The organism is Microbacterium sp. BWT-B31, assembly GCF_041379855.1.
Taxonomy (GTDB): Bacteria; Actinomycetota; Actinomycetes; order Actinomycetales; family Microbacteriaceae; genus Microbacterium.
In genome coordinates, this window is record NZ_JBFECU010000010.1 from 105,126 (window position 1) to 126,942 (window position 21,817).

15 protein-coding genes and 1 pseudogene are annotated in these 21,817 nt (G+C 72.6%); 6 read left to right on the forward strand and 10 right to left on the reverse strand.

All coding sequences use genetic code 11. The annotated features are described in order from the left end of the window. Positions 1–8 precede the first annotated feature (8 nt). The 5 genes from AB1K54_RS11840 to AB1K54_RS11860 are packed head-to-tail and all read left to right on the forward strand — an operon-like array spanning position 9 to position 6,918. Positions 9–890: an aminotransferase class IV gene (locus tag AB1K54_RS11840; protein ID WP_371202954.1), complete on the forward strand. Its 882-nt coding sequence runs from the start codon at positions 9–11 to the stop codon at positions 888–890. 5 nt (positions 891–895) lie between these two features. Next, positions 896–2,716 carry a membrane dipeptidase gene (locus AB1K54_RS11845; RefSeq protein WP_371202956.1) on the forward strand — a complete coding sequence of 607 codons (1,821 nt, stop codon included), beginning with the start codon at positions 896–898 and terminating at the stop codon, positions 2,714–2,716. Further along, entirely contained in the window at positions 2,713–4,248 is a 1,536-nt protein-coding gene (locus tag AB1K54_RS11850; RefSeq protein ID WP_371202957.1) for a serine hydrolase domain-containing protein, read from the forward strand. Before AB1K54_RS11845 ends, AB1K54_RS11850 begins: the two co-directional genes overlap by 4 nt. A 43-nt stretch (positions 4,249–4,291) precedes the next feature. Beyond that, positions 4,292–5,887, forward strand: a complete 1,596-nt coding sequence (locus tag AB1K54_RS11855) for an amidohydrolase (RefSeq protein WP_371202958.1) — start codon at positions 4,292–4,294, stop codon at positions 5,885–5,887. After that, complete coding sequence (locus AB1K54_RS11860; protein WP_371202959.1) at positions 5,884–6,918, forward strand: P1 family peptidase; 1,035 nt, start codon at positions 5,884–5,886, stop codon at positions 6,916–6,918. Before AB1K54_RS11855 ends, AB1K54_RS11860 begins: the two co-directional genes overlap by 4 nt. 302 nt (positions 6,919–7,220) lie before the next feature. Here the strand turns inward: AB1K54_RS11860 and AB1K54_RS11865 are convergent. The 10 genes and pseudogenes from AB1K54_RS11865 to AB1K54_RS11910 all read right to left on the reverse strand — a co-directional run. Beyond that, positions 7,221–7,505: pseudogene (locus AB1K54_RS11865) on the reverse strand (LLM class flavin-dependent oxidoreductase); the annotation flags it as partial. Then, entirely contained in the window at positions 7,502–8,374 is an 873-nt protein-coding gene (locus tag AB1K54_RS11870) for a DUF1684 domain-containing protein (RefSeq protein WP_371202960.1), read from the reverse strand. The gene AB1K54_RS11870 and the pseudogene AB1K54_RS11865, both read right to left, overlap by 4 nt. Positions 8,375–8,407: 33 nt before the next feature. Then, the gene (locus AB1K54_RS11875; RefSeq protein WP_371202961.1) at positions 8,408–10,030 is read right to left on the reverse strand and encodes a dipeptide ABC transporter ATP-binding protein; all 1,623 of its coding nucleotides are present in this window, start codon (positions 10,028–10,030) and stop codon (positions 8,408–8,410) included. After that, positions 10,027–11,025 carry an ABC transporter permease gene (locus AB1K54_RS11880; protein WP_371202962.1) on the reverse strand — a complete coding sequence of 333 codons (999 nt, stop codon included), beginning with the start codon at positions 11,023–11,025 and terminating at the stop codon, positions 10,027–10,029. The genes AB1K54_RS11875 and AB1K54_RS11880 overlap by 4 nt, the downstream gene beginning before the upstream one ends. An 11-nt stretch (positions 11,026–11,036) precedes the next feature. Continuing rightward, entirely contained in the window at positions 11,037–11,993 is a 957-nt protein-coding gene (locus AB1K54_RS11885) for an ABC transporter permease (protein ID WP_371202963.1), read from the reverse strand. A gap of 22 nt (positions 11,994–12,015) precedes the next feature. Further along, positions 12,016–13,632 carry an ABC transporter substrate-binding protein gene (locus AB1K54_RS11890; RefSeq protein WP_371202964.1) on the reverse strand — a complete coding sequence of 539 codons (1,617 nt, stop codon included), beginning with the start codon at positions 13,630–13,632 and terminating at the stop codon, positions 12,016–12,018. A gap of 247 nt (positions 13,633–13,879) precedes the next feature. Continuing rightward, on the reverse strand, positions 13,880–15,826 hold the full coding sequence (locus AB1K54_RS11895; protein ID WP_371202965.1) for an FAD/NAD(P)-binding protein: 1,947 nt from the start codon (positions 15,824–15,826) through the stop codon (positions 13,880–13,882). Next, entirely contained in the window at positions 15,823–17,199 is a 1,377-nt protein-coding gene (locus tag AB1K54_RS11900; protein ID WP_371202966.1) for an NtaA/DmoA family FMN-dependent monooxygenase, read from the reverse strand. Before AB1K54_RS11900 ends, AB1K54_RS11895 begins: the two co-directional genes overlap by 4 nt. Beyond that, a complete protein-coding gene (locus AB1K54_RS11905; protein WP_371202967.1) occupies positions 17,196–18,401 on the reverse strand; it encodes an LLM class flavin-dependent oxidoreductase in 1,206 nt (401 codons plus the stop codon). The genes AB1K54_RS11900 and AB1K54_RS11905 overlap by 4 nt, the downstream gene beginning before the upstream one ends. 189 nt (positions 18,402–18,590) lie before the next feature. Continuing rightward, complete coding sequence (locus AB1K54_RS11910) at positions 18,591–20,117, reverse strand: APC family permease (RefSeq protein ID WP_371202968.1); 1,527 nt, start codon at positions 20,115–20,117, stop codon at positions 18,591–18,593. Between the two features lie 279 nt (positions 20,118–20,396). Between AB1K54_RS11910 and AB1K54_RS11915 the strand changes: the two genes are divergently transcribed. Further along, the gene (locus tag AB1K54_RS11915; protein WP_371202969.1) at positions 20,397–21,806 is read left to right on the forward strand and encodes an aldehyde dehydrogenase family protein; all 1,410 of its coding nucleotides are present in this window, start codon (positions 20,397–20,399) and stop codon (positions 21,804–21,806) included. The last annotated feature ends 11 nt before the right edge of the window (positions 21,807–21,817 follow it).

Genomic DNA, 21,817 nt, shown 5'->3' on the forward strand with positions numbered 1-21,817 from the left:
AGGCCCTCGTGCACCCTCTGACCCTGCATCGTCTCGACCTGGGCACGGATGCCGAGCCCGCCGCCGCGCTCACGCGCGTCGACCCGCGGAAGGCCCTGCTGACGGCCACCGATCTGTCCGCGACGCGCGGCGACGGCATCTTCGAGACGGTGGTCGTCGTCGACGGCGTGCCGCAGGCTCTGGAGCCGCACCTGGACCGGTTCGAGCGCTCGGCAGCGATGCTGGATCTGCCGGCGCCGCGACGGGAGCTGTGGCGCGGGGCCGTGCTGGCGGCGGCCGAGGAACTGCGCCGGCACACCCCGCGCGGTGCGGTGAAGTTCGTGCTGTCGCGCGGCGATGAAGCCAATACCGCCTCCGCGACGGGGTGGGCGCTCGGGTTCGCACCCGACACCCGCGCCGGCGACGGCGCACCTGAGCTCGACGTGGTGCTGCTGGACCGCGGGTACCGGCACGATGTCGCCCAGACTTCGCCGTGGCTGCTGCAGGGCGCCAAGACGCTGTCGTACGCGGTCAACATGGCGGCGCTGCGCGAGGCCCGGCGACGCGGTGCCCACGACGTCATCTTCACGAGCATCGACGGGTTCGTGCTCGAGGGACCGCACTCCACCGTCGTGGCCCGCGTGGACGGCGTCTATGTGACCCCGCCCACGGATCTCGGGCTGCTGCCCGGCACGACGCAGGCGGACGTGTTCGCGGCGCTGACAGGCTGGGGCGAGGCGGTGGCGACCCGTCGGGTCGACGTCGCGGAGCTTCGCGACGCCGACGCCGTCTGGCTGTGCTCGAGCACGCGCGGCGCCGCCCCGGTGCGCTCGCTCGATGGCGCCGCCGTCGTCGTCGACGCGGAGGTCACCGCTTCACTCAACGAGGCACTCGACGCACGGAAGGCCTAGCAACAATGATCCCCGTCATCGACGGTCACAACGATCTCGCCTGGGAGCGCCGCGAGAGGTTCGGCTACGGCACGGCCGGGCTCGATGGCCTCGTCCCCGGTCTGCACACCGACCTGCCGCGCCTGACCGCCGGCGGTGTCGGCGGTCAGTTCTGGTCGGTGTGGGTCGACCCGGCGCTCGCCGGAGCAGAGCAGGTGACGGCGACGCTCGAACAGATCGACTTCGTCCACCGGCTGATCGACGCCTACCCCGACCGGCTGCAGTTCGCCCGCACCGCGGCGGACGCCCGCTCCGCGATCGGCGCAGGGCGCATCGCCTCGCTGATCGGCGTCGAGGGCGGCGCGCAGCTGGGCGGTTCGCTGGCCGTGCTGCGCCAGTACGCGCGCCTCGGTGCGCGTTACCTCACGCTGACCTGGTCACGCACCACGGACTGGGCCGACTCCGCCACCGACGAGGCACGCCACGGCGGGCTGACCGAGTTCGGTCACGAGGTCGTGCGCGAGCTGAACCGCGTCGGCGTCCTGGTCGACCTCGCGCACGTCTCGCCAGCGACCATGCGCGATGCGCTGCGGACCAGCATCCGGCCGGTCATCGTGAGCCATTCGGCCGCCGCAGCGCTGTGCGACCATCCGCGCAACGTGCCTGACGACGTGCTGCGGGCGATCGGCGCCCAGGGCGGCGTCGTCATGGTGGCCTTCGTCCCGTCGTTCCTCTCCCCCGCCCGTCATGCCTGGGTGCTGGGCGGCGAGCGCGGCGACGCACCCCCGGTCGGCATCGCGGACCTCGCCGATCACCTCGATCACGTGCGCGAGGTCGCGGGCGTTCACGCGGTCGGTCTCGGCGCCGACTACGACGGCACCGACGCCATGCCCGACGGCCTCGAGGACGTCTCGCACTATCAGGACCTGCTCGACGAGCTGCGTCGTCGGGGGTGGTCCGAGGACGATCTCGAAGCCGTCGCGCACCGCAACGTGCTGCGCGTGCTGGAGGCATCCGACGCGGACCATCTCGCGTTCCTGGCGGGGACGGCGGCCCCGCCACGTGCGGCAGCGCTGACACCGGCGACGGATGCCGCAGCGCGCGCGGTCGCCGAAGCGGCGCAGCGGCCGCGAGTGCTGGTCGTCGTCAACGCAGCGGCGTCGGCGCCGCGGCGGCTCAGCGACTGGCTGGAGGCCGACGGCATCGCGGTCGACGCAGTGCTGGGCTCGGACGGTCTGCCCGGGAGCCTCGACGGATACGCCGGGCTGGTCTTGCTCGGCGGCGGACTGATGCCCGATGACGATGAGAAGGCGCCGTGGCTGGCGCAGGAGCGCGCCCTCGCCCGAGCGGCCATCGACGCGGACTTTCCGACGCTGGGGATCTGTCTGGGCGGCCAGTTGCTGGCCCACGTCGCGGGCGGCGAGGTGCGGGCCGAGTTCGGGCCGAAGGAGCGCGGGGCGACCATGATCTCGCCCGCCGAGGCGGGCCGTGACGATCCTCTCGTCACCGGTTTCGGCGACACCGCGCCGATGATCGAGAATCACCAGGACATGATCACCGAGCTTCCGGCTGACGCCGTCCTGCTGGCCTCGAGCGCGGCCGTCGCCAACCAGGCGTTCCGGCTCGGCAGGCGCGTCTACGGCGTCCAGTTCCACCCCGAGGTGGGCGCCGAAGACCTGACACGCTGGGAGGAGCCGACGACTCCGGCGCCGGGTGATCGTCCGGTCGCCGAACTCGTGGCCGAGGCGCGGCGCGTCGACGCCGACAACGCCAGAGCCAGCCGCGCGCTGGTGGCGGGGTTCGCGGCCCACGTCCGGTCGTACGCGGCGGAGCGAAACGGCGCGTGAACGACCTCGGCCTTCTCGCGGATCACGCCCGCGACGCGGTGTCCGCACGCCTGGACACGGCAACCGTGCGGCGGGCGCCGGCATCCGTCGCCGCCGTCGTCCACCGCGGCGAGATCATCACGGTCGCCGCGCACGGCGAGCCACGCCGCGACGGCGACAGGACGCGGCCGGGCACCGTGTTCCGCATCGCATCGATGTCGAAGAGCTTCCTCGCCGCGACCGCCTTGTCGCTGCGCGACGAGGGCCTGCTCGACCTGCATGCGCCGGCGACGGACTACGTCCCCGAACTGGCCGCCGCCCGTTTCGGGGACGAGCGGGTCGACCTCAGCCTCGACCTGCTGCTGTCTAACCGCGGCGGCCTCGCCGAAGACAACCCGTGGGGCGACGAGCATCTCGGCTCGGACCGCACGGAGATGGCCGGGCTCGTCGCCGCCGGGCTGACGCTCGCTGCGCGGCCGGCCACCGAGTACCACTACTCGAACCTGGGCATCTCGCTGATTGGCCGCGCGATCGAGACCGTCACCGGCCGCCCGGTCGAAGATGTCATCCGCGAGCGGATGCTCGATCCGCTGGGCCTGCACGACACCCGCGCCGCGGCCGAGCTGTACCCGCGGGGTGCGGATCTCGCGCGAGGGTTCCGCACCTTCGATGACGGCGACACGTTCACCCCCGAGCCCTACGTCGGTTCGGGGGCGCTGGCGTGCATCGGCAGCCTCTTCAGCACCGTGGCCGATGTCGCGGCGTGGATGCACTTCCTGGGGTGCGCGTTCGACGAGGGCCCGCGCGCGGGGCATGAGTCCGGGGCCGACGAGGTGCTGCGCGCGTCGTCCCGGCGCGAGCTGCAGACCGTCCGCACGCTGATCCCGACCGGGGCTGGCGCCTCCGAAGGACGCGAGCTGGACGGCGCCGGCTACGGATACGGGCTCGTCGTCGAGCACGACCGCCGATTCGGGCGCATCGTGCAGCACGCGGGAGGGCTCCCCGGGTTCTCGTCGCACATGCGCTGGCACGCCCCGACAGGACTGGGCGTCATCGCGTTCGGCAACTCCGACGCCTTCGGCGCGGGGGCGGTGGCCGCCGACATCCTGACCGGCGTCCTCACGCGGCTCGACGCGCCGGCCGCGATCGTCCGGCCGTGGCCGCAGACGGTGGCGGCCGCACGCAGGATCGACGCGCTCATCGCCGAGGGGCGGCCCTTGTCGGAGGCATCCGCCCTGCTCGCCCGCAACGTGCTGCGCGACGTGCCCGAGCCCGTGCGGGAGCGCCGGCTCGCCGACGCGCTCGCCGAGGTGGGGCCGGTGCGCGACGATGCCGCGCCCTTCGCCACCCGCGTCGTGGCGGCAGCCGACCGCTCGACGCTCCGATGGACGGTGCCCTGCGAGCGCGGCTCGCTGGTGTGCGACGTCGTGCTGGTGGGCCTCCACACCCCCCTCGTCCAGGAGTTCAGCGTCCAGCCGGCCGGTGCCGACGGCCGCAAGCCGCGCGGGGAGACCTCTCGCGCCACCGACCACCACCGGGCTGTGCTGGACTGACCTCAGCCCCGCCCGACCGCGCAATCCGATCCCAGGAGTCCCGATGGTCACGACCCTGTACCGCCACCCGGCGATCCACCTCCTCGACGGGAAGGGAGGCACCGCCGAGGCGATGCTGGTCGTCGACGGGGTGATCGCGGCGATCGGCGACGACGACGCCGTCGCCGGGCAGGTCCCGCCCGGCACGCCGGTCTGCGATCTGCCGGGCGGGGCGGTGACCGCCGGATTCCACGACGCCCACATCCACACCGCGAGCCTGGCCCGCAGCCTCGACGAACTGGACGTGCGCGAAGCCCGCACGCTCGAGGCCGCGCTCGCCGGCGTCGGCGCGCACCTGCACGATCGGCCGGGCGACGGATGGGTGACCGGCGGTCGCTGGGACGCCAACAGCTGGCCGGACGGCGCTCCGTCGCGGTACGCCCTCGACGCCCTCGCTCCGGATCGCCCCGTCTGCCTGTCGAGCGTCGACGGCCACTCGGTGTGGGTCAACACCGAGGCGCTGCGGCGGGCCGGCATCGACGCATCCACCCCCGATCCGATCGGCGGGCGCATCGACCGCGATGCCGACGGCATGCCCACCGGGATGCTGCGCGAGACCGCCGCCGATACGGTCGCTGCTCAGGCGGAGCGCGAGAGCTCGATCGACCTCGTCGCGCTGCTGGAGCGCGCCCACCGGCGGCTGCTTTCGGAGGGCGTCACCCACGTGACCGACTTCGACGGCGAAGACGCGCGAGACGCATACCTTCGCCTGAAGGATGCCGGCGGCCTGCGCCTGCGCGTGCACAAGGGCACGCCGGCCCATGCGCTGACAGAGGCGATCGCGACCGGGCGCCGCACCGGCGCCGGAGACGTGTGGTTCTCGAACGGTCCGGTGAAGCTCTTCGCGGACGGTGCGCTCGGATCGCATACCGCCCACATGGCGCAGGACTTCACCGACGAGCCCGGCAACCACGGCATCGAGGTGATCGACCCCGATGAGCTGGACCGGCTGATCAGCCTCGCGGTGGGCGCCGGCATCGCGGTGGCGACCCATGCGATCGGCGATCGGGCCAACGCGGCGGTGCTCGATGCCTACGAGCGCGCGCACTCCGCCTCGACACGGGCGGGCCTGCGGCTGCGCGTCGAGCATGCGCAGCACCTCGCCCCGACCGACGTGGCACGGTTCGCCCGGCTCGGGGTGATCGCCTCGCAGCAGCCCACGCACTGGGGCACGGACGTCCCGCTGGTGGCGCGGATGCTGCACGGCCACGATCTCGCAAGCTACGCGTGGGCGGCTCTGCGCGACGCGGGCGCAGTGGTCGCGTTCGGATCGGACGCGCCGGTGGAGCCGTCGGCGCCGCTGCGCGGTGTGCGCGACGCCGTGACGCGCGGCACCGTGGACTCGCCGGTCGGCCGAGAGCCCGGCATCCGTCCTCTCGGCGTCGAAGAGGCGCTCGTCGCGTACACCGCCGCGCCCGCTTTCGCCGCCGGGCTCGGGCACCGCGTCGGACGCCTCGCCGTCGGACAGCTCGCCGACTTCGTCGCGCTCGACCGTGATCCCTTCCGCGTTCCGCCTGCCGAGCTCGGCGACATCCGTCCGGTGGCGACATACGTCGACGGCGCGGCGGCGTTCGGTGTCGACGGCGCGGAGGACCGATGACTGCCGGCGCATCCCGTGCACGCCTGGCCGATCTCGGCGTCGGTCCCGGGGCCTTCCCGCGCGGGGCGCACAACGCGATCACCGATGTTCCCGGGATCCATGTCGGCCACTCGACGGTCCACACCGACCGGCTGCACACCGGTGTCACAGCCGTCGTCCCGACGGGACTCGGTGCGAATCGACGATGGCTGCCCGCCGGGCTGGCCGTCGGCAACGGGTTCGGCAAACTCGTCGGCGCGACCCAGCTCCAAGAGCTCGGCATGATCGAGACGCCGATCCTGCTGACCAGCACGCTGTCGGTGTACCGTGTCGCCGATGCGCTGCTCGGTCACATGCTCGCGCGACCCGGATACGAGGCGACGACGACCCTCAACCCCGTCGTCGGCGAGACGAACGACGGCTTCCTGTCGGACATCCGCTCCCGCCCTCTGGGGGAGACGCACGTCGAAGCGGCGCTGGCCGCCTCCGCGACGGGTGCCGTCGACGAGGGAAGCGTCGGCGCGGGAGCCGGCACCGTGGCGCTCGGGTTCAAGGGCGGCATCGGCACGTCCTCGCGTTCGGTGCCCGTGGGCGACGAGCGGCACACGGTCGGGGCTCTCGTGCAGTCGAATTTCAGTGGCACGCTGACGATCGCGGGTGTCGCGATGCCTGCGCACGACCTGGTCCCTGGTCCGGATGCCGCCACCGCGGGCAACTCGTGCATGATCGTCGTCGCCACGGACGCACCGCTGGACGCGCGCCAGCTCGCGCGATGCGCACGCCGGGCGGTGTTCGCGCTGCGCGGCGTCGGGTCGGACTTCGCGCAGGGCAGCGGCGACTACGCGATCGCCTTCTCGGTGGGAACCGGTGCCGTGCCCGACGATTCGGGCCTCTCGCCGCTGTTCCACGCGACGATGGATGCCGTCGAAGAGGCCCTCGTGAACTCCATCCTCGCCGCGACGACCCAGGCGCATGCGGACGGCAACGTCGCGTACGAGATCCCGCTCCCGGTCGTGCGGGCACGACTGGCAGCGGCCGGGGTGACGCCCTGACGGCCCGGCAGTCCTGACCATCCGCCGGTGGCGCGCCGCCGGTCACGTCCGAAGCGGGTGCGGGGGTGCACACGGGAACTCTCTCGGTCGTGGACCAGTCGCACGCCGGTCACCGGATGGGTGAGCACTCGCCGCCACGAGGCCCCGGCGACCAGACGGTCGCGTCGGACAGCGTCGCGAAGCCGGCCGCGAGACAGGCCCAGAGCGCGGGCCGCGCGCGGGATCCGCGCGCAAGGCCCGCGCTGGAGGCTCTCATCGAGCGGCCGGCCTCATGCCGCCGCCAGTTCACGCGCGCGGCGACCGAAGTCCTCGGCCACGCGCACCGGGTCCAGCACCGACAGCACGGTGACGCCCGAGTTGAGACGGATGCTGCGCGTCCGCGCCGCGATCGCACCGAGCAGCACCGTCGGCGACGACGAGATGAACTGCCCCGCGTGGCGCTCGCCGACGGCGACGGCATCCAGTCCCAGCTCTTCGGCACGCACCGCCTGCTGCAGCGTCTCGTCGAAGCGGCCGGCGGGCGAGACCTGGCGCCCGGTGATCGGGTCGGCGCGGTACGGCACGATGTCGAGCAGCTGGAACCTCACGCCGACACCCCCGGCGCCACGAGTCCCGCGTCGGCATGCACGCGCGACTGCGGCGTCTTCTCGCCGGCCTCGACGCCCACCGGCAGACGGTTGCCCTCGGGAGGCAGCGGGCACGTGGCGAAGTCCGTGTAGGCGCAGGGCAGGTTCACGGCGCGGTTGAAGTCGAGCGTCGTCCAGCCGTCCTCGTCGGGCGCGTCGACTGTGACGGACCGGTTCGCCGCGTATGTGGTCAGGCCGCTCGTGGCATCCGTGAAGAGCACCAGCAGGCCTCCCGGGACCTTGCCTTCGAACGCCGTCAGCGCGAACGCCTCGCCGCGCCACGCGAACTCCAGCACGCCGGGCGCGTCGTACACGTGGGTGAGCCCGTCGACCGCGGCGCCGACCTCGGTCGGCCGGGGCTCGTCGAAGGGGCGCACGCGCGCAGCGACCCGCCAGCGGGGGTTCGGCACGTACGTCGGGGTGCCGGGGTACTCCGCCAGGAACGGGTGGTCCGAGCGACGCGGGCGCAGGATCGTGTGCCCGCCGCGCCGGGCGATCTCGACCGCCCCCGCGACGTCGCCGTTCGTGAAAGACGGCGAGACGCTCGCGCGCTCCGGGATCACGCCGAACGCGTGGCGCCCGGTGATGACCTCGCCGTCGAGCGTGAGCTGCTCACCGGCGGCCAGGTCGACCGTCACGCCGTCGGCCCCGAGCGCCCAGACGCCGGGAGCGTCGGGCAGCGCGACAGGGTCTGTTCCGAGCCAGTGCAGGCCCGTGATGGCGAGGAATCCGAGCGGGTCCGCGCGGCGCGTCTCGTGAGCGCGATGCCACTGCTCCCATTCGCTCCCGAAGCGGGCGCGGTCGAGGTCGGTGTTGAGCGTGGTGGTCATTGGTCCTCCTCTGTAGATGGATCGGTCGACGGCTCAGGCGTGCGTCGCGAGCGCCGCGCCCGGAATCGCCTCGATGAGCCGGCGTGTGTACTCCTCGCGCGGCGCGCCGAGCACGTGGGATGTCGCGCCCTGCTCGACGATGCGCCCGCTCTGCATCACGGCGACGCGGTCCGAGATCTCGCGGACGACGGCCAGATCGTGGCTGATGAACAGGTACGACACCCCCACGTCGCGCTGCACACGCGCGAGCAGGTCGAGGATCTGCGCCTGCACCGACACGTCGAGCGCCGACACCGCCTCGTCGAGCACCACCAGCTCCGGGTGCAGCGCCAGGGCGCGGGCGATCGCCACGCGCTGCCGCTGGCCGCCCGAGAGCTCGGCCGGTCGCCGCGACGCGGTGCCTGCGGGGAGGGCGACCTGGTCGACGAGCTCTCGCACGCGCCGCGCCCGCTCCGTCTTGTCGACGCCGAAGGCGCGCAGCGGCTCGTCGATGACGTCGCCGATCGTGAACCGCGGGTCGAGCGATGCGAACGGGCTCTGGTACACCAGCTGGAACCGCCGGCGCAGCGAGCGCAGCTGCTCACGACCCGCGGCGACGACATCGATGCCGTCGAAGCGGATGCCGCCTGCCGTCGGCTTCTCGAGCCGCAGCGCGAGCCGCGCGGTGGTGCTCTTGCCCGACCCCGACTCGCCCACGATCGCGAGCGTCTCTCCGCGGTCGATGCGAAACGACACGTCGTCGACCGCGATGAGCTTGCCACGGCCGGGGAGCGCGAACTCCTTGCGCAGACCCGTCACCTCGAGGAGGGGCGGGGTCGAGGCATCCGGAATCGCACGAACCGGCCGCTCGGCAACGCGTGCCGTGCCCGCCCGCAGCCCCGGCGCGGCGGCGAGGAGCTGCCGCGTGTACGCGTGCCGCGGGCTGTCGAGCACCTCGCGCGCAGGCCCGGTCTCGACGATCTCGCCGTGCTGCATCACGATGATGCGGTCGGCGCGGTCGGCGGCCACGCCCAGGTCGTGCGTGATGAGCAGCACCGCTGTGCCGAGGGTCGCGGCGAGCCGGTCGATGTGGTCGAGGATCTGCTTCTGCACGGTCACGTCGAGGGCGCTGGTGGGCTCGTCGGCGATCACGAGCTGCGGCTCGGCGGCGAGGGCGGTCGCGATGAGCGCGCGCTGCTTCATGCCGCCCGAGAACTGGTGCGGGAACTGGCGCGCCCGCGCCTCGGGCTCGCCGATGCCGGCCAGGCGCAGCAGCTCCTCGGCCTGCGCGTCGGCGCTGCGCCTGGTCGCGAGCCCGTGGATCACCAGCGGCTCGGCCACCTGTCGCCCGACGCGCTTGACCGGGTTGAGGCTCGTGGTCGGGTCCTGCGGGATCAGCCCGATGCGGCGCCCGCGCACCTCGCGCCACGCCTTGCGCGAGAGCCCGGTGAGCTCCTCGCCATCGAAGCGGATCGTGCCGGCGTCGACCTGGGCGTTCGCGGCGAGCAGGTGGATGACGGCGTGCGCGGTGGTGCTCTTGCCCGACCCGGACTCGCCGACGATCGCGACGACCTCGCCGCGGTCGACCGAGAAGCTCACGTCGCGCACGGCCGGCCGGGCGGTGCCGTCCAGCGTGTACGACACCGACAGGCCCGAGACCTCCAGCAGCGCGGTCATCGAAGACCCCCGTCGCGTTCGAGGGACCGCGAGATGCGGTTGGCCGACAGCACGACAGCGACGATCACCAGGCCTGGGAAGGTCGTCAGCCACCATGCGACGGCGAGGTAGTCGCGGCCTCCCGCCACGAGGGACCCCCACTCGGGCGCGGGCGGCGGTGCGCCGAAGCCGAGGAACGACAGCGACGAGATCGCGAGCACCATCACGCCGAACTCGAGCGCGGCCAGGGCGATGACCGGCCCGGACGCGTTCGGCAGCACGTGACGGCGCAGCACCGTGTACCAGCGCACGCCCGACACGCGCGCGGCCTCGACGTAGACGGCGGTCGCGATCTGCAGCACCTCGGCCCGCATGACGCGAGAGAACGATGCCACGCTGGCAAGGCCGACCGCGATCGCGACGTTGAGCGTGCCGAACCCGAGCGCGGTGATGAGTGCGAGCGAGAGCAGCAGGCTGGGGATCGCCAGCAGCACGTCCATGACGCGCATGATCGCGTCGTCGACGAAGCCGCGCAGGAATCCGGCGAGCAGGCCGAACAGCGACCCGACGGCAAGACCCACCAGCACCGCGACGGTGGTCGCCGTGAGCGAGGTCGACGACCCGTACACGACGCGGGCGTACACGTCGCGGCCGAGGTTGTCGGTGCCGAAGAGGTGCTCGGCGCTGGGTGCCAGCAGGCGGTCCTGCGGGACGCCCGTGATCGGATCCCACGACGTGAACCACGACGGCGCGATCGCCCACAGCGTCACGAGCGCCAGCACGAGGATCGACGCCGCGAGGGTCGGCTGCCGCAGGACCGCGACGACCGGCCGCCAGGTGGAGCGCCGCGAGTCCGCGTCGGCGCGGGCGCGGGTGGAGGCATCCGCCCTCTCGTCACGCGCGGCCGCGTGCGATCCGCCCGCGGGGTCACTGCCGGGGTCGACGGACTCCTCGGTGAACGGGTCGTGCGGCGGGGCGGTGCGAACCGGGGCGGAGAGCACGTTCTCTACAGTCATGGCTGCTCCTGTCAGGCCGCGACGAACGCCGTGCGGGCGAGCGTGATGCGGCGGTCGATGAGGGGGTAGACGAGGTCGACGAGAAGGTTCGCGACCACGAAGACGAGCGCGGCGAAGACCACCACGATCTGCACGACGGGCACGTCGCGGTAGTTGACGGCGGTCACCACGAGCCGGCCGATCCCCAGGCGCGAGAACACCGTCTCGGTCACCACCGCGCCCGAGAGGAGGCCGCCGACGAGCACGCCGACCATCGTGAGCGATGGGATGACGGCGTTGCGGAACGCGTGGCCGAGCTGCACGCGGCGCTCACTCGCGCCCTTCGCGCGCACGATCTCGACGTACGGCTGCGCGAGCGTCGAGCGAAGACTCCGCGAGAGCAGCTGCGCGATGAACGCCCCCGACGGGATCGCGATGGTGATCGCCGGCAGTACGAGGCTCTCGAAGCCCTCGTTGCCCATCGAGGGGAACAGCCGCAGCCGGAACGAGAACGCCTGCAGCAGCAGCAAACCGATCCAGAACACCGGGATCGAGACCCCGATCGGCGGCAGCGACGACAACACGTTGCGCAGCCACGTGGCCCGCGCCAGCGACGCGGCCAGTGCCAGGGCGACGCCGAAGACGACGGCGAGCAGGAACGCGAACGCCGTGAGGGCGAGCGTCGGCGGAAGCGCCTCGAGCAGCAGATCGGATGCCGGCCGCCCGGTCTGCGTCGAGGTGCCGAAGTGACCCGTCACGGCCTTGCCGAGGGCGATGACGTACTGCTCCCAGATCGGGCGGTCGAGCCCGAGCTCGCTGCGCAGCCGCGCCACGAGCTCGGGATCGACGGCCTCCTGGTCGCCGCCGCCGGCGAACATCGTCGCGGCGTCACCCGGCAGCAGGTACAGGATGAGGAACGAGATCGTGTAGGCGGCCCACAGCACCACCACGCCCTGCCCGATCCACCGGGCGATGTAGCTCCACCACATGATCCGCTCCCCTCCCCGTGCCTTACTCGGCGATCCAGGTGTCGTAGAAGTCGAGGCGGCTGGATGCCTCGAACGTGAGCCCGTGCACCTTCGAGGCGGCCGTGATGGTCGTCGACAGCTGGTAGATCGGGATCGAGTACCCGCCGGTGATGAGCAGCTTCGCCGCTTCGTCGACGACCTTCTGGCGCTCGGTGGCGTCGATGATGGCCGCCTGCCGGTCGAGCAGTTCGTCGACCTCGGCCGGCTCGGTGCGCTTGGTGGCGTTATTGGTGCCGTTGACCGAGAAGACCGTCCGCAGCACGTCGGGATCGGCGCGCGTGAGGTTGCCGTACGAGAAGTCGTACGTGCCGTCGGCGTTGGCGGCCGTCACATCGGCGATGCTCGCGAAGGTCAGCTGCAGATCGACGCCGATCTCGCGCAGCTGCTGCTGGACGAGTTCGAGCACCTCCTTGGGCGACTGCCAGTAGGTGACGTGGAAGCTCAGCTTCTGGCCGTCCTTCTCGCGGATGCCGTCGTCGCCCTCGGTCCAGCCGGCTTTGTCGAGCAGCTTCGCGGCGCCCTCGGGGTCGTACTCGAGCACGTCGCTGAGGTCGGCGAAGTACGGTGTCGAAGAGGCCAGCGGCGAGACGGCGGCGAGGTCGTCGGGGCCGAGCAGGGTCGAGGTGATCTGCTCGCGGTCGATGCCCTTCTGAATCGCCAGGCGCACGTTCTGGTCGGCGAGCTTCTCGGTCGACTGGTTCGCGTAGAGGTTGTAGACCGAGCCGGGGTTGGCGCGGTTCAGCGACCAGAAGTCGTCGCCCTCGAAGAGCACGGCGTCAGCGGTGGCGATGCCTGCGGTGGCGTCGATCTGGCCGGACTGGAGGCTGCCGGTGCGGTTGCCCGACTCGGGGATCACCTTGTACGTGATGGTGTCGAGGTACGCCTCGCCGGTGTGACCGGCGATCGAGGGTCCCCACTCGTAGCCGTCGCGGCGCGCGAGCACCGCGCCCTCGTTCGGGGTGTAGCTCTCGACCGAGAACGGGCCCGACCCGACGTAGTGGCCGAGGCAGCGGTCTGCCTGGCTGACGGCGGCTGTGGCCGGAGAGAGGAGGCCGAGCGAGAACGTCGAGGTCGCCTGCAGGAACTGAGCGCTCGGCTGGGCGAAGTTGACGGTGACGGTGTGCTCGTCGACCACCTCGATGCTCTCGAGACCGGCGAGGTACGACGACCCGAGGGTCGCCTTGGCGCCCAGCGCGACGATCGCCTCGAAGTTGGTCTTGACGGATGCCGCGTCGATGGGCTCGCCGTCGGCGTAGGTGGGTCCGTCCTGCAGCGTGAAGGTGAAGCTCGTGGCGTCGTCGTTCACCTCGAACTCCGACGCGAGCCACGGCAGGATCTCGCCTGTGGAGGGGTCCTGGATCGTCAGCGACGCGACCGTCTGGCGCGCGATCGCGATCGCGTCGTTGTTGCCGACCTGCTGGGGGTCGATGCACTGGCCGTCGACCGAGATCGCGAAGGTGAGGTTGCCGCCGTTCACGGGCTCTGCCTCGGCGGAGGCGGTCGGTGCGGACTGGCCGGCGCCCGTCGCGCACGCGCTCAGCGCGAGCGTGACGGCGCCGATCGCCGCGAGCGCGGCGAGTCGGGGTCGGGGGCTTGTCATTTCTCTCCAGAAGCTGTGGCGGGTGCGCCGGCGAGTGCCGGCCTGCGGGCTTCAGCGTGACGGAGCCGTGCGGGACCGCGCGATCCGCCGTGTCATGCGGCGTGAACGGCGGACACGACCGGTCACGGGAGGTCACACGCCGTCACACGGCCGGATGCGCGCCCGCCGCGACGCGAGCGCGCGGGCATGGCGACGCGGCGCGGGAGGCCGCGTCTCGCTCGAGGCAGGACGCTCGAGGCAGGGACGCTCAGACCGTGTCGACGACCGCGATGCCGAGCCGCGCGGCGATCGCGCCGGCGACCAGGTCGGTCTGGCGCAGCGCCAGCGAGTCCGCTGCCGGACGCGTGAAGGCTCCGGCCTCGGTGAGCGATGTGAAGGGGCCGATCGCGAACAGCGTCTCGTGGGCCGTGCCGTCGGGGCGCCAGAGGCGACCGTCGGCGGTGACGCGCACGCGCCCGAGCGAGCCGTCGTACACGGCTGGGCCCACGCGCCCCGTGGCTGCGTCCCGCACGTCGGCGGCGCGTGGAGAGGGCGTGGGCAGGACCGTCACCCGCAGCTCGCTGCCGTGCACCGTCGCCAGTTCGCGCAGCGCCGGGTCGGTGCTGAGCGCCGCGTTGGCCGCGGGCAGCCACGCGTCGACGAGGGAGGTGGCCACGGTCTGGCCGGGCACGTGCGGGCTGGATGCCGCGAACCCGCGCGCGCCGACGGACACCGCGACATCGGGGCCGAGGAAGCGCACCACCCCCGCGTCGGCGAGGGCGAGGAGCTCTTCGAGCCGGTGCGGCGGCGGACCGCTGGCGACGTAGCTGAAGAACGTGTGCCAGCGGATCGGCAGCGACTGCGCGCGGGACCGCGCGTTCCAGCGCTCGTCCGGGATCTGCGACAGCGCGAGGAACGACAGCAGCGCCGCGGTGAACACGCCCTGCGCTGCGCTGTGCTCCTGCGTCGTGCGCAGCCGCAGGTCGTCGGCGATGTGGTCGCGCACGTGCCGGTGCACGTCGTCTGCGCCGATGAAGCGGATGCCCGCGAGCGGGCGGTCGAACGCGGCGACGTCGAACCGGTCGCGCGGGTCGGGCACGACCGCGGCGATCGCCTCCCGCAGCGCGGGGTCGTCCCATGTGTGTGCGCGCAGCACCTCGCGGAACTCGTCCCAGGTCGCCCAGACCCGGTCGGGGTGCCCCGTGAACAGCTCGCGGTAGTGGCCGTGCAGCAGCTCTGCGGCGATGAGCGGCCAGACCTCGCTTTCGAAGTCGATCGGATGCCGCGACTGCACCAGTGCCGCGATCGCCTCCGGCGTCAGCACTTCGCGCTGCGCGGGATCGCCCTGCAGGATCGAGGTCACCTTCGAGCGATACGGCACGCCGCGGCGCGAGCCGAGGTGGATGCGCGGCTCGCCGCCGGACGCGACGTAGCGCAGCGACCCGTCGGCGTCGCGCTCGAACCGCCCGCCGCGCCCCTGCGTGAGCAGCACGACCAGGTCGACCGCGGCAAGCCCCATGCCGCGCACGATCACGTCGCCCGCGGCGGGGATCGCCGAAAGATCCACGTCGGCGGTGAACGCTGGCGGCACGTACACGAGCCCCGCGCTCGCCGCGGCTGCCGCGAGCGCTGCCGAGGCCGGGTCGAGGTCGCGCTCGGTGTGACCGACGCAGTAGGCGACGGCATCCGTCACGATCTCTCCGCCGGTCGCGAGCACGACCGTGTGAGGTCCGGCTTCGGCGGCACGGACCGACGTGACCGTGTCGGCGTGCACGCGGATCGCGACCCCCTTCGGCGCCGCGGCGACCGTGCGGCGGAAGAACCAGTCCAGGTAGTGGCTGTGCAGGCGCCGCGTGGGGAACCCGTCCGGGCCGAGCGCTCGCGCCTCGGCGGCCGACAGTTCGTCGAGCGCGACGTCGGGCAGACCCCCGTCGCGCCACTGCTGAAGCCACTCGTTCAGCGACGGGCCCGGGCGCACCGGTCCCTCGATCGTGCAGCTGTCATCGGTGAACACGGTGACGTCGCGGGTCATCGAGTTGAGCTTCAGCAGGGGCGACTGCGCGTGCCGCCAGATGCGCCCCGCGCCGGGCGGGTGCGGGTCGACGAGGTCGATGTCGAGCCGCGTGTGCTCGTCGGCTCGCGCGAGCACGCGCTCGAGCAGCATCGCCGCGCGGGGGCCCGCGCCGACGACCACCAGACGCGCGCGGCCGGTCATCGCGTCGCGAGCGCGGGCGCCTGCGCCGAGGCGGGGTGCGGGGCCGGCAGCCCCAGCAGGTCGCGCAGAGTCGCGCCCTCGTCGTAGGTCTCGCGGTACGAGCCGCGCTCCTGCAGCAGCGGCACGACCCGCGCAGCGAACTCGTCGAGCCCGTGCGGTGTGAGGTGCCCGACGACGGTGAAGCCGTCGGTCGCGCGTTCCTGCACGTACCGGTCGATCTCGGCCGCGATGCGATCGGGCGTGCCGACGAAGGTCGGGGTCGCAACGAGACGGATGACCGACTCGCGGATGCTGAGCCCCTCGCGCTCGGACACCTCGCGCAGCGACGCGATGCGCTTGCGCACCGCCGCGTGGCGGTTCGCCCATCCGCGCGCCGTCTCGGAACCGGTGTCAGGCTCGACGTCGGGAAGCGGGCCGTCCGGGTCGTAGCCGGTGAGGTCGCGGCCCCACACCTGCTCGACATAGGTGAGCGCGACCTCGGGACGCACCTGCTGCAACGCGACCGCGCGGGCCCGCTCGCGCGCGTCGTCGTCGGTGTCGCCGATCGCGAAGGTCGCCGCCGGCAGGATCTTGAGCGAGTCCTCCTCTCGCCCCCACCCCGCGAGCCGCCCCTTCACGTCGTCGTAGAACGCGCGGGCGTCGTCGAAGCCGGTGTGCAGCGAGAAGATCACCTCGGCGTGCTCGGCGCCGAAGCCGCGTCCGTCGGCCGAGTCGCCGGCCTGCACGATGACGGGTCGTCCCTGCGGGCAGCGCGGCACGTCGAACAGCGCGTCCACGTCGAACTGCGGGCCGCTGTGGCGCACGCGCGCGGGCACGCCGTCGTCCGTGAAGACGCCGGTGGCGGCATCCGCTCGTACGCCGTCTTCGGGCCACGAGTCCCACAGCTCTTTGGCGAGCGCCGCGAACTCGCTCGCGCGCTCGTAGCGGTCGGCGTGGTCGAGGTAGCCGCCGCGGCGGAAGTTGGCGCCGTGGAAGGCGTCCGAGCTGGTGACGGCGTTCCAGCCCGCGCGACCGCCCGAGAGGTGATCGAGGGTGGCGAGCTGGCGGGCCAGCTCGTACGGCTCGTTGAACGTCGTGCTGAGCGTGCCGACCAGGCCCACATGCTCGGTGATCGCGGCGAGCGCGGCCAGGATCGACAGCGTGTTGGGGCGGCCGAGCACGTCGAGCTCGTGGATGCGGCCCTTGTGCTCGCGCAGTCGCAGTCCCTCGGCGAGGAAGATGTAGTCGAACAGGCCTCGCTCGGCCGTCGCGGCGAAGTGCTCGAACGAAGAGAAGTCGATCTGGCTGCCCGACGTCGGGTCGGTCCAGACGGTGGTGCTGTTGACCCCCGGGAAGTGCGCGGCGAGGTGGACCTGGCGGACGGGACGGCTCACAGCGCGACCTTCTCTCGGGCGTAGCGGCTCTCGGGGCGGGCGAGGTCGAGGCGATCGCGGAGCGAGCTCGACCCGTCGTCGGTGCGCAGCGCGCCGGCCGCGCGCAGCAGCGGCACGACCTGCTCGGCGACGGCGACGACGTCGGCGGGCTGGCGCGCCGGACGCAGGCGCACCCCGTCGACGCCCGCCGCGGCGAGCTGAAGCACCGCGTCGGCGACGTCTCGGGGCGTGCCGACGACGATGCGTGCGTCGGACGCGAGCGGCGCGCCTTCCCACCCGTCGAGACGCTCCGCCGCAGCACGGGCTGCGGGCGCAGTGTCTTCGACGAGCACGAGCAGGTCGGCGAACACGCGCAGGCGCTGGCCGTCGCGCAGGTCGCGGGCGGCGGCATCCAGTTCGGAACGGATGCTGGCGACCCCGGCGTCGTCGTGCGGTGTGACGAACACGAGGTCGGCGTGCTCGGCGGCGAGCCGGTAGGGCACGGTCTGGTGCGCGAGCACCGTGATGAGCGGACGCCCCTGCGGCGAGCGCGGCACGATCGAGGCGCCGGTGATCGAGAAGAACTCGCCCTCGAACTCGATGTTGTGCACGCGGTCGGCGTCGAGGAAGCGGCCGGTCGCGGCATCCCGGATGATCGCGTCGTCCTGCCACGAGTCCCACAGACGCGAGAGGACCTCGGCGAACTCGCCCGCCTCGCGGAACGCGGCGAGGATCTCGGGCGAGTCCTCGACGCGACCCGACGCGGGAAACGCGTCGACCCCGGTGGCGCGACGCCCGAAGTTGGCGCGCTCGGCCGCTGGGGCCCCCGCGACCAACCGCACGCCCGCGCGTCCGCGGCTTGCGAAGTCGAGGGTCTGGATCGCGGTGGCGACGTGGAACGGCTCGGGGTGCGCTGTGGTCACCGTCGGCACGAGGCCGATGCGGCGCGTGAGCGCAGCGGCGAACGAGGCGATGAGCACCGCGTCGAGTCGGCCGCGCACGCGATCGCGCCGAAGCGCGCCTGCGGACTCGAAGCGGTCGGGGAGCGCGAGGGCGTCTTCGATCGTCGCGAGCGCGACCCCGGCGTCATCGGCCGTCCGCAGCAGTTCGCGCCAGTAGCGGGGCGATGTCAGCTCGTGCGTTCGGGCGGAGGCCTCGCGCCACGCGGCGGGATGCCAGCCCGCCCGCTCGAGGGCGAGGGCGAGGTGAACCTGTTCGGACATGCTCTTCACGATCGCGTCGGCGCACGACGTCGTCCAAGGCCGGACGAAACGCGAAGACTCACGGCGCCACAGGTCGTAACCTCCGCTTGCCGCACCCGCGGTCACGTGGGGCGCGCGACGGCGGCTGCGGCAATGGGCGCGGACTGCCCCGCGGGCGCTCAGCCCGCCGCACGCGAGCGAAAGAGCGGGTCAGCCCCCGACGGCCTCGCCGCCGAGGTGCGCCGCGTCGGCCTCGTCGGCACCGTGCCCGATCCGGCGGTAGACGTCGGGCTTGGCCGTGCGCAGCCAGTACGCCCACAGCACCGCCGCGATCGAGGGCACCAGCAGGATCGCCGGCAGGATGAACGTCGTGGGCGTGGACTCGGTCTGACCGAGCAGGACGTCCCAGTTGACGAGGATGAGGATCCACACGGACCCGAGTGACACGAGCGCGACGATCGGGGCGATCAGGCGACTGCCGGCGCCGACATCGCGCGCGTCGCGGCGGAAGAACCCGATGACGGCGGCCGAGACCAGCACCATCAGCAGCACCAGGCCGAAGGCGCCCAGGTTCGTCAGCCACGTGAAGATGGTCAGCACGGGGTACGGGCCGCTCTCGGGGTTCCAGCCGGACTCGCCGATCGCGAACCCGATGATCACGACGAGCGCCAGCGCGGACTGCGCGAGCGAACCCGCCCACGGTGCGCCGCTCGCGGTGCGCACGGTGCCCAGCTGCCGCGGCAGCACGCCCTCGCGGCCGAGCGAGAAGGCGTAGCGCGACACCGCGTTGTGGAAGCTGACGAGCGCGGCGAACAGGCTCGTGATGAACAGGACCGACATGAGGTCGACCCAGATCACGCCGAGGTGCTCGGCGACGAAGTCGAAGAACAGCGGCGGCCCGGCCTCCTCGGGCGAGACGCCGGCCGGGTCGGTGATCTTCGAGGGGCCGACGGCGAGGGCGAGCGCCCACGACGAGATCGCGTAGAACACGCCGATGACCCCGACCGCGAGGAACGTCGCGCGCGGGATCGTGCGCTTGGGGTCCTTCGACTCCTCGCCGTAGATGGCGGCCGACTCGAAGCCCATGAACGCCGCGATGCCGAAAGCGAGCACCGCGCCGACGCCGGGAACGAACAGGTTGCCGGGGGTCATCGGCGCGGCCGTGAAACCCTCGGCCGGGTTGGCGAACGCGACGACGTCGAACACGATGACCACGAGGAACTCCAGCGCGACCAGCACGCCCAGCACCTTCGCCGACAGGTCCACGCGGTTCACGCCGAGGACGCCGACGATCACGATGCCGACGATCACCCACAGCCACCAAGGCCCGCCCCAGCCGAGCTTGGACTCGAGGAACGACGAGACCTGGAACCCCAGCATCCCCCAGATGCCGATCTGCATCGCGTTGTACGCGATGAGCGCGAGCACCGAGGCCCCGACGCCGGTCGGGCGCCCGATCCCCTGGGACACATAGGAGTAGAAGGCGCCGGCGTCGGTGATGAACCTGCTCATCGCGGCGTAGCCGATGGCGAAGACCGCCAGTGCGGCAGCCAGCACGAGGTACCCGAACGGGATGCCGTCCACGTGGGTGACCGAGTAGGCGCTCGTCACGCCGCCGGCCACGACGGTCAGCGGGGCCGAGGCGGCGACGATCATGAATGCGACGGCGAGGACGCCGAGGCGACGGTGCGCCGCGGTTCGAGTCGACGAGGTCGTCGGGGGGCCGGACGTGGCCATGGGCAGCTCCTTCGATGCACGGGTCGGCTGGATCCATGGTTCCGACCAGCCCGATCCGCGGGTTGACGCGGAGGGCAGACACCTTGCCTGTGGAGGCACACCCGCGCCCGCCACGCCACGCGCCGCGACGTCTCGGGCAGGGTCGGCGCGATGATCGCGCCCCGCGCGCTTCGGAGCGCGACGGCGGGGCTGCGCGGGTCGTCAACCGCCCTGCGCCCACGGGCAAACGCCGGCGGCGGCATGCTCCGATGATCGATGAGACCCATCGAGGAGGAGCCCATGACCGTCGCGACGTCGATACTGGACGCCATCACCGTTCCCGCGGCCGAGGGACGCGCGATTCCGGATGCCGCTACCCGCGAGACCATCGGTTACGCGCCCGTGCACACGGTCGCCGACCTCAACGCCGCCGTCGCCGCCGCGCGGGCCGCGCAGCCGGCGTGGAACGCGCTCGGCCACGCCGAGCGCTCGCGCATCCTGAACGCGATCGCCGACGAGATCGAAGCCAGCGCCGAAGAGCTCGCGCAGCTGCTCTCGCGCGAGCAGGGCAAGCCCCTCGACGGGCCGAACGCGCGCTTCGAGGTGGGTGCGTGCACGGTGTGGACCCGCGCCGCCGCCGACACCCCGCTTGAGCCCGAGGTCGTGTTCGAGGCCGGGGGCTCGCGCGCCGAGGTGCACTACGACGCGCTCGGCGTCGTGGCGGCGATCGGCCCCTGGAACTGGCCCATGATGATCTCGGTGTGGCAGATCGCGCCGTCGCTGCGCATGGGCAACACGGTCGTCGTGAAGCCGAGCGAGTTCACGCCGCTGTCGGTTCTGGCGCTCGCCGAGCTCTTCAACCGGCACCTCCCCGCGGGCGTGCTCACCGTCGTGTCGGGCGACCGCGAGGTCGGCGCCGCGATCGCGAGGCACCCCGATATCGACAAGATCATGTTCACCGGATCGACCGCGACCGGGCGGCGCATCGTCGAGGCATCCGCCGGCAGCCTCGCCCGCCTCACGCTCGAGCTCGGCGGCAACGACGCCGGCATCGTGCTGCCGGGCACCGACCCCGCCGCGATCGCCGAGAACCTGTTCTGGGGGTGCTTCATCAACACCGGTCAGACGTGCGCGGCGCTCAAGCGCCTGTACGTGCACGACTCGGTCTACGACCAGGTCGTCCAGACCCTCGCCGGGCTCGCCGCCGCGACGCCGATGGGCCGCGGGCTCGACGAGGGCAACGTGCTCGGGCCGCTGCAGAACGAGGCCCAGTTCGACATCGTCCGCTCGCTCGTCGACGACGCGCGCGCTCGAGGCGCCCGGATCGTGACCGGCGGCGAGCCCGCGCCCGAGCTCGGCCCGCTGTTCTACCGCCCGACCGTGGTCGCCGACATCGACGACGGCGCGCGCTTGGTCGACGAGGAGCAGTTCGGCCCGGTCATCCCCGTGATCCGCTACACCGACGTCGACGACGCGGTGCGCCGCGCCAACGCGTCGGACCAGGGCCTCGGCGCCTCGGTGTGGTCGGCCGATGTCGACGCCGCAGTCGAGGTCGCGAAGCGTCTGCAGGCCGGCACCGTGTGGATCAACCAGCACGGCACACTGAACCCCGTCGTGCCCTTCGGCGGCACCAAGGCGTCCGGCTACGGCCAGGAGTTCGGCGTCGCGGGCCTCAAGGCCGTCGCCGCGCCCAAGGTCATCAGCCGCTGACCCCGCGGGGG

Coding starts and splice junctions, on each gene's coding strand:
- AB1K54_RS11880 (WP_371202962.1), bottom strand. CDS start 11,025: ATGACTGTAGAGAACGTGCTCTCCGCCCCGGTTCGCACCGCCCCGCCG.
- AB1K54_RS11845 (WP_371202956.1), top strand. CDS start 896: ATGATCCCCGTCATCGACGGTCACAACGATCTCGCCTGGGAGCGCCGC.
- AB1K54_RS11855 (WP_371202958.1), top strand. CDS start 4,292: ATGGTCACGACCCTGTACCGCCACCCGGCGATCCACCTCCTCGACGGG.
- AB1K54_RS11910 (WP_371202968.1), bottom strand. CDS start 20,117: ATGGCCACGTCCGGCCCCCCGACGACCTCGTCGACTCGAACCGCGGCG.
- AB1K54_RS11885 (WP_371202963.1), bottom strand. CDS start 11,993: ATGTGGTGGAGCTACATCGCCCGGTGGATCGGGCAGGGCGTGGTGGTG.
- AB1K54_RS11875 (WP_371202961.1), bottom strand. CDS start 10,030: ATGACCGCGCTGCTGGAGGTCTCGGGCCTGTCGGTGTCGTACACGCTG.
- AB1K54_RS11895 (WP_371202965.1), bottom strand. CDS start 15,826: ATGACCGGCCGCGCGCGTCTGGTGGTCGTCGGCGCGGGCCCCCGCGCG.
- AB1K54_RS11890 (WP_371202964.1), bottom strand. CDS start 13,632: ATGACAAGCCCCCGACCCCGACTCGCCGCGCTCGCGGCGATCGGCGCC.
- AB1K54_RS11915 (WP_371202969.1), top strand. CDS start 20,397: ATGACCGTCGCGACGTCGATACTGGACGCCATCACCGTTCCCGCGGCC.
- AB1K54_RS11905 (WP_371202967.1), bottom strand. CDS start 18,401: ATGTCCGAACAGGTTCACCTCGCCCTCGCCCTCGAGCGGGCGGGCTGG.
- AB1K54_RS11870 (WP_371202960.1), bottom strand. CDS start 8,374: ATGACCACCACGCTCAACACCGACCTCGACCGCGCCCGCTTCGGGAGC.
- AB1K54_RS11860 (WP_371202959.1), top strand. CDS start 5,884: ATGACTGCCGGCGCATCCCGTGCACGCCTGGCCGATCTCGGCGTCGGT.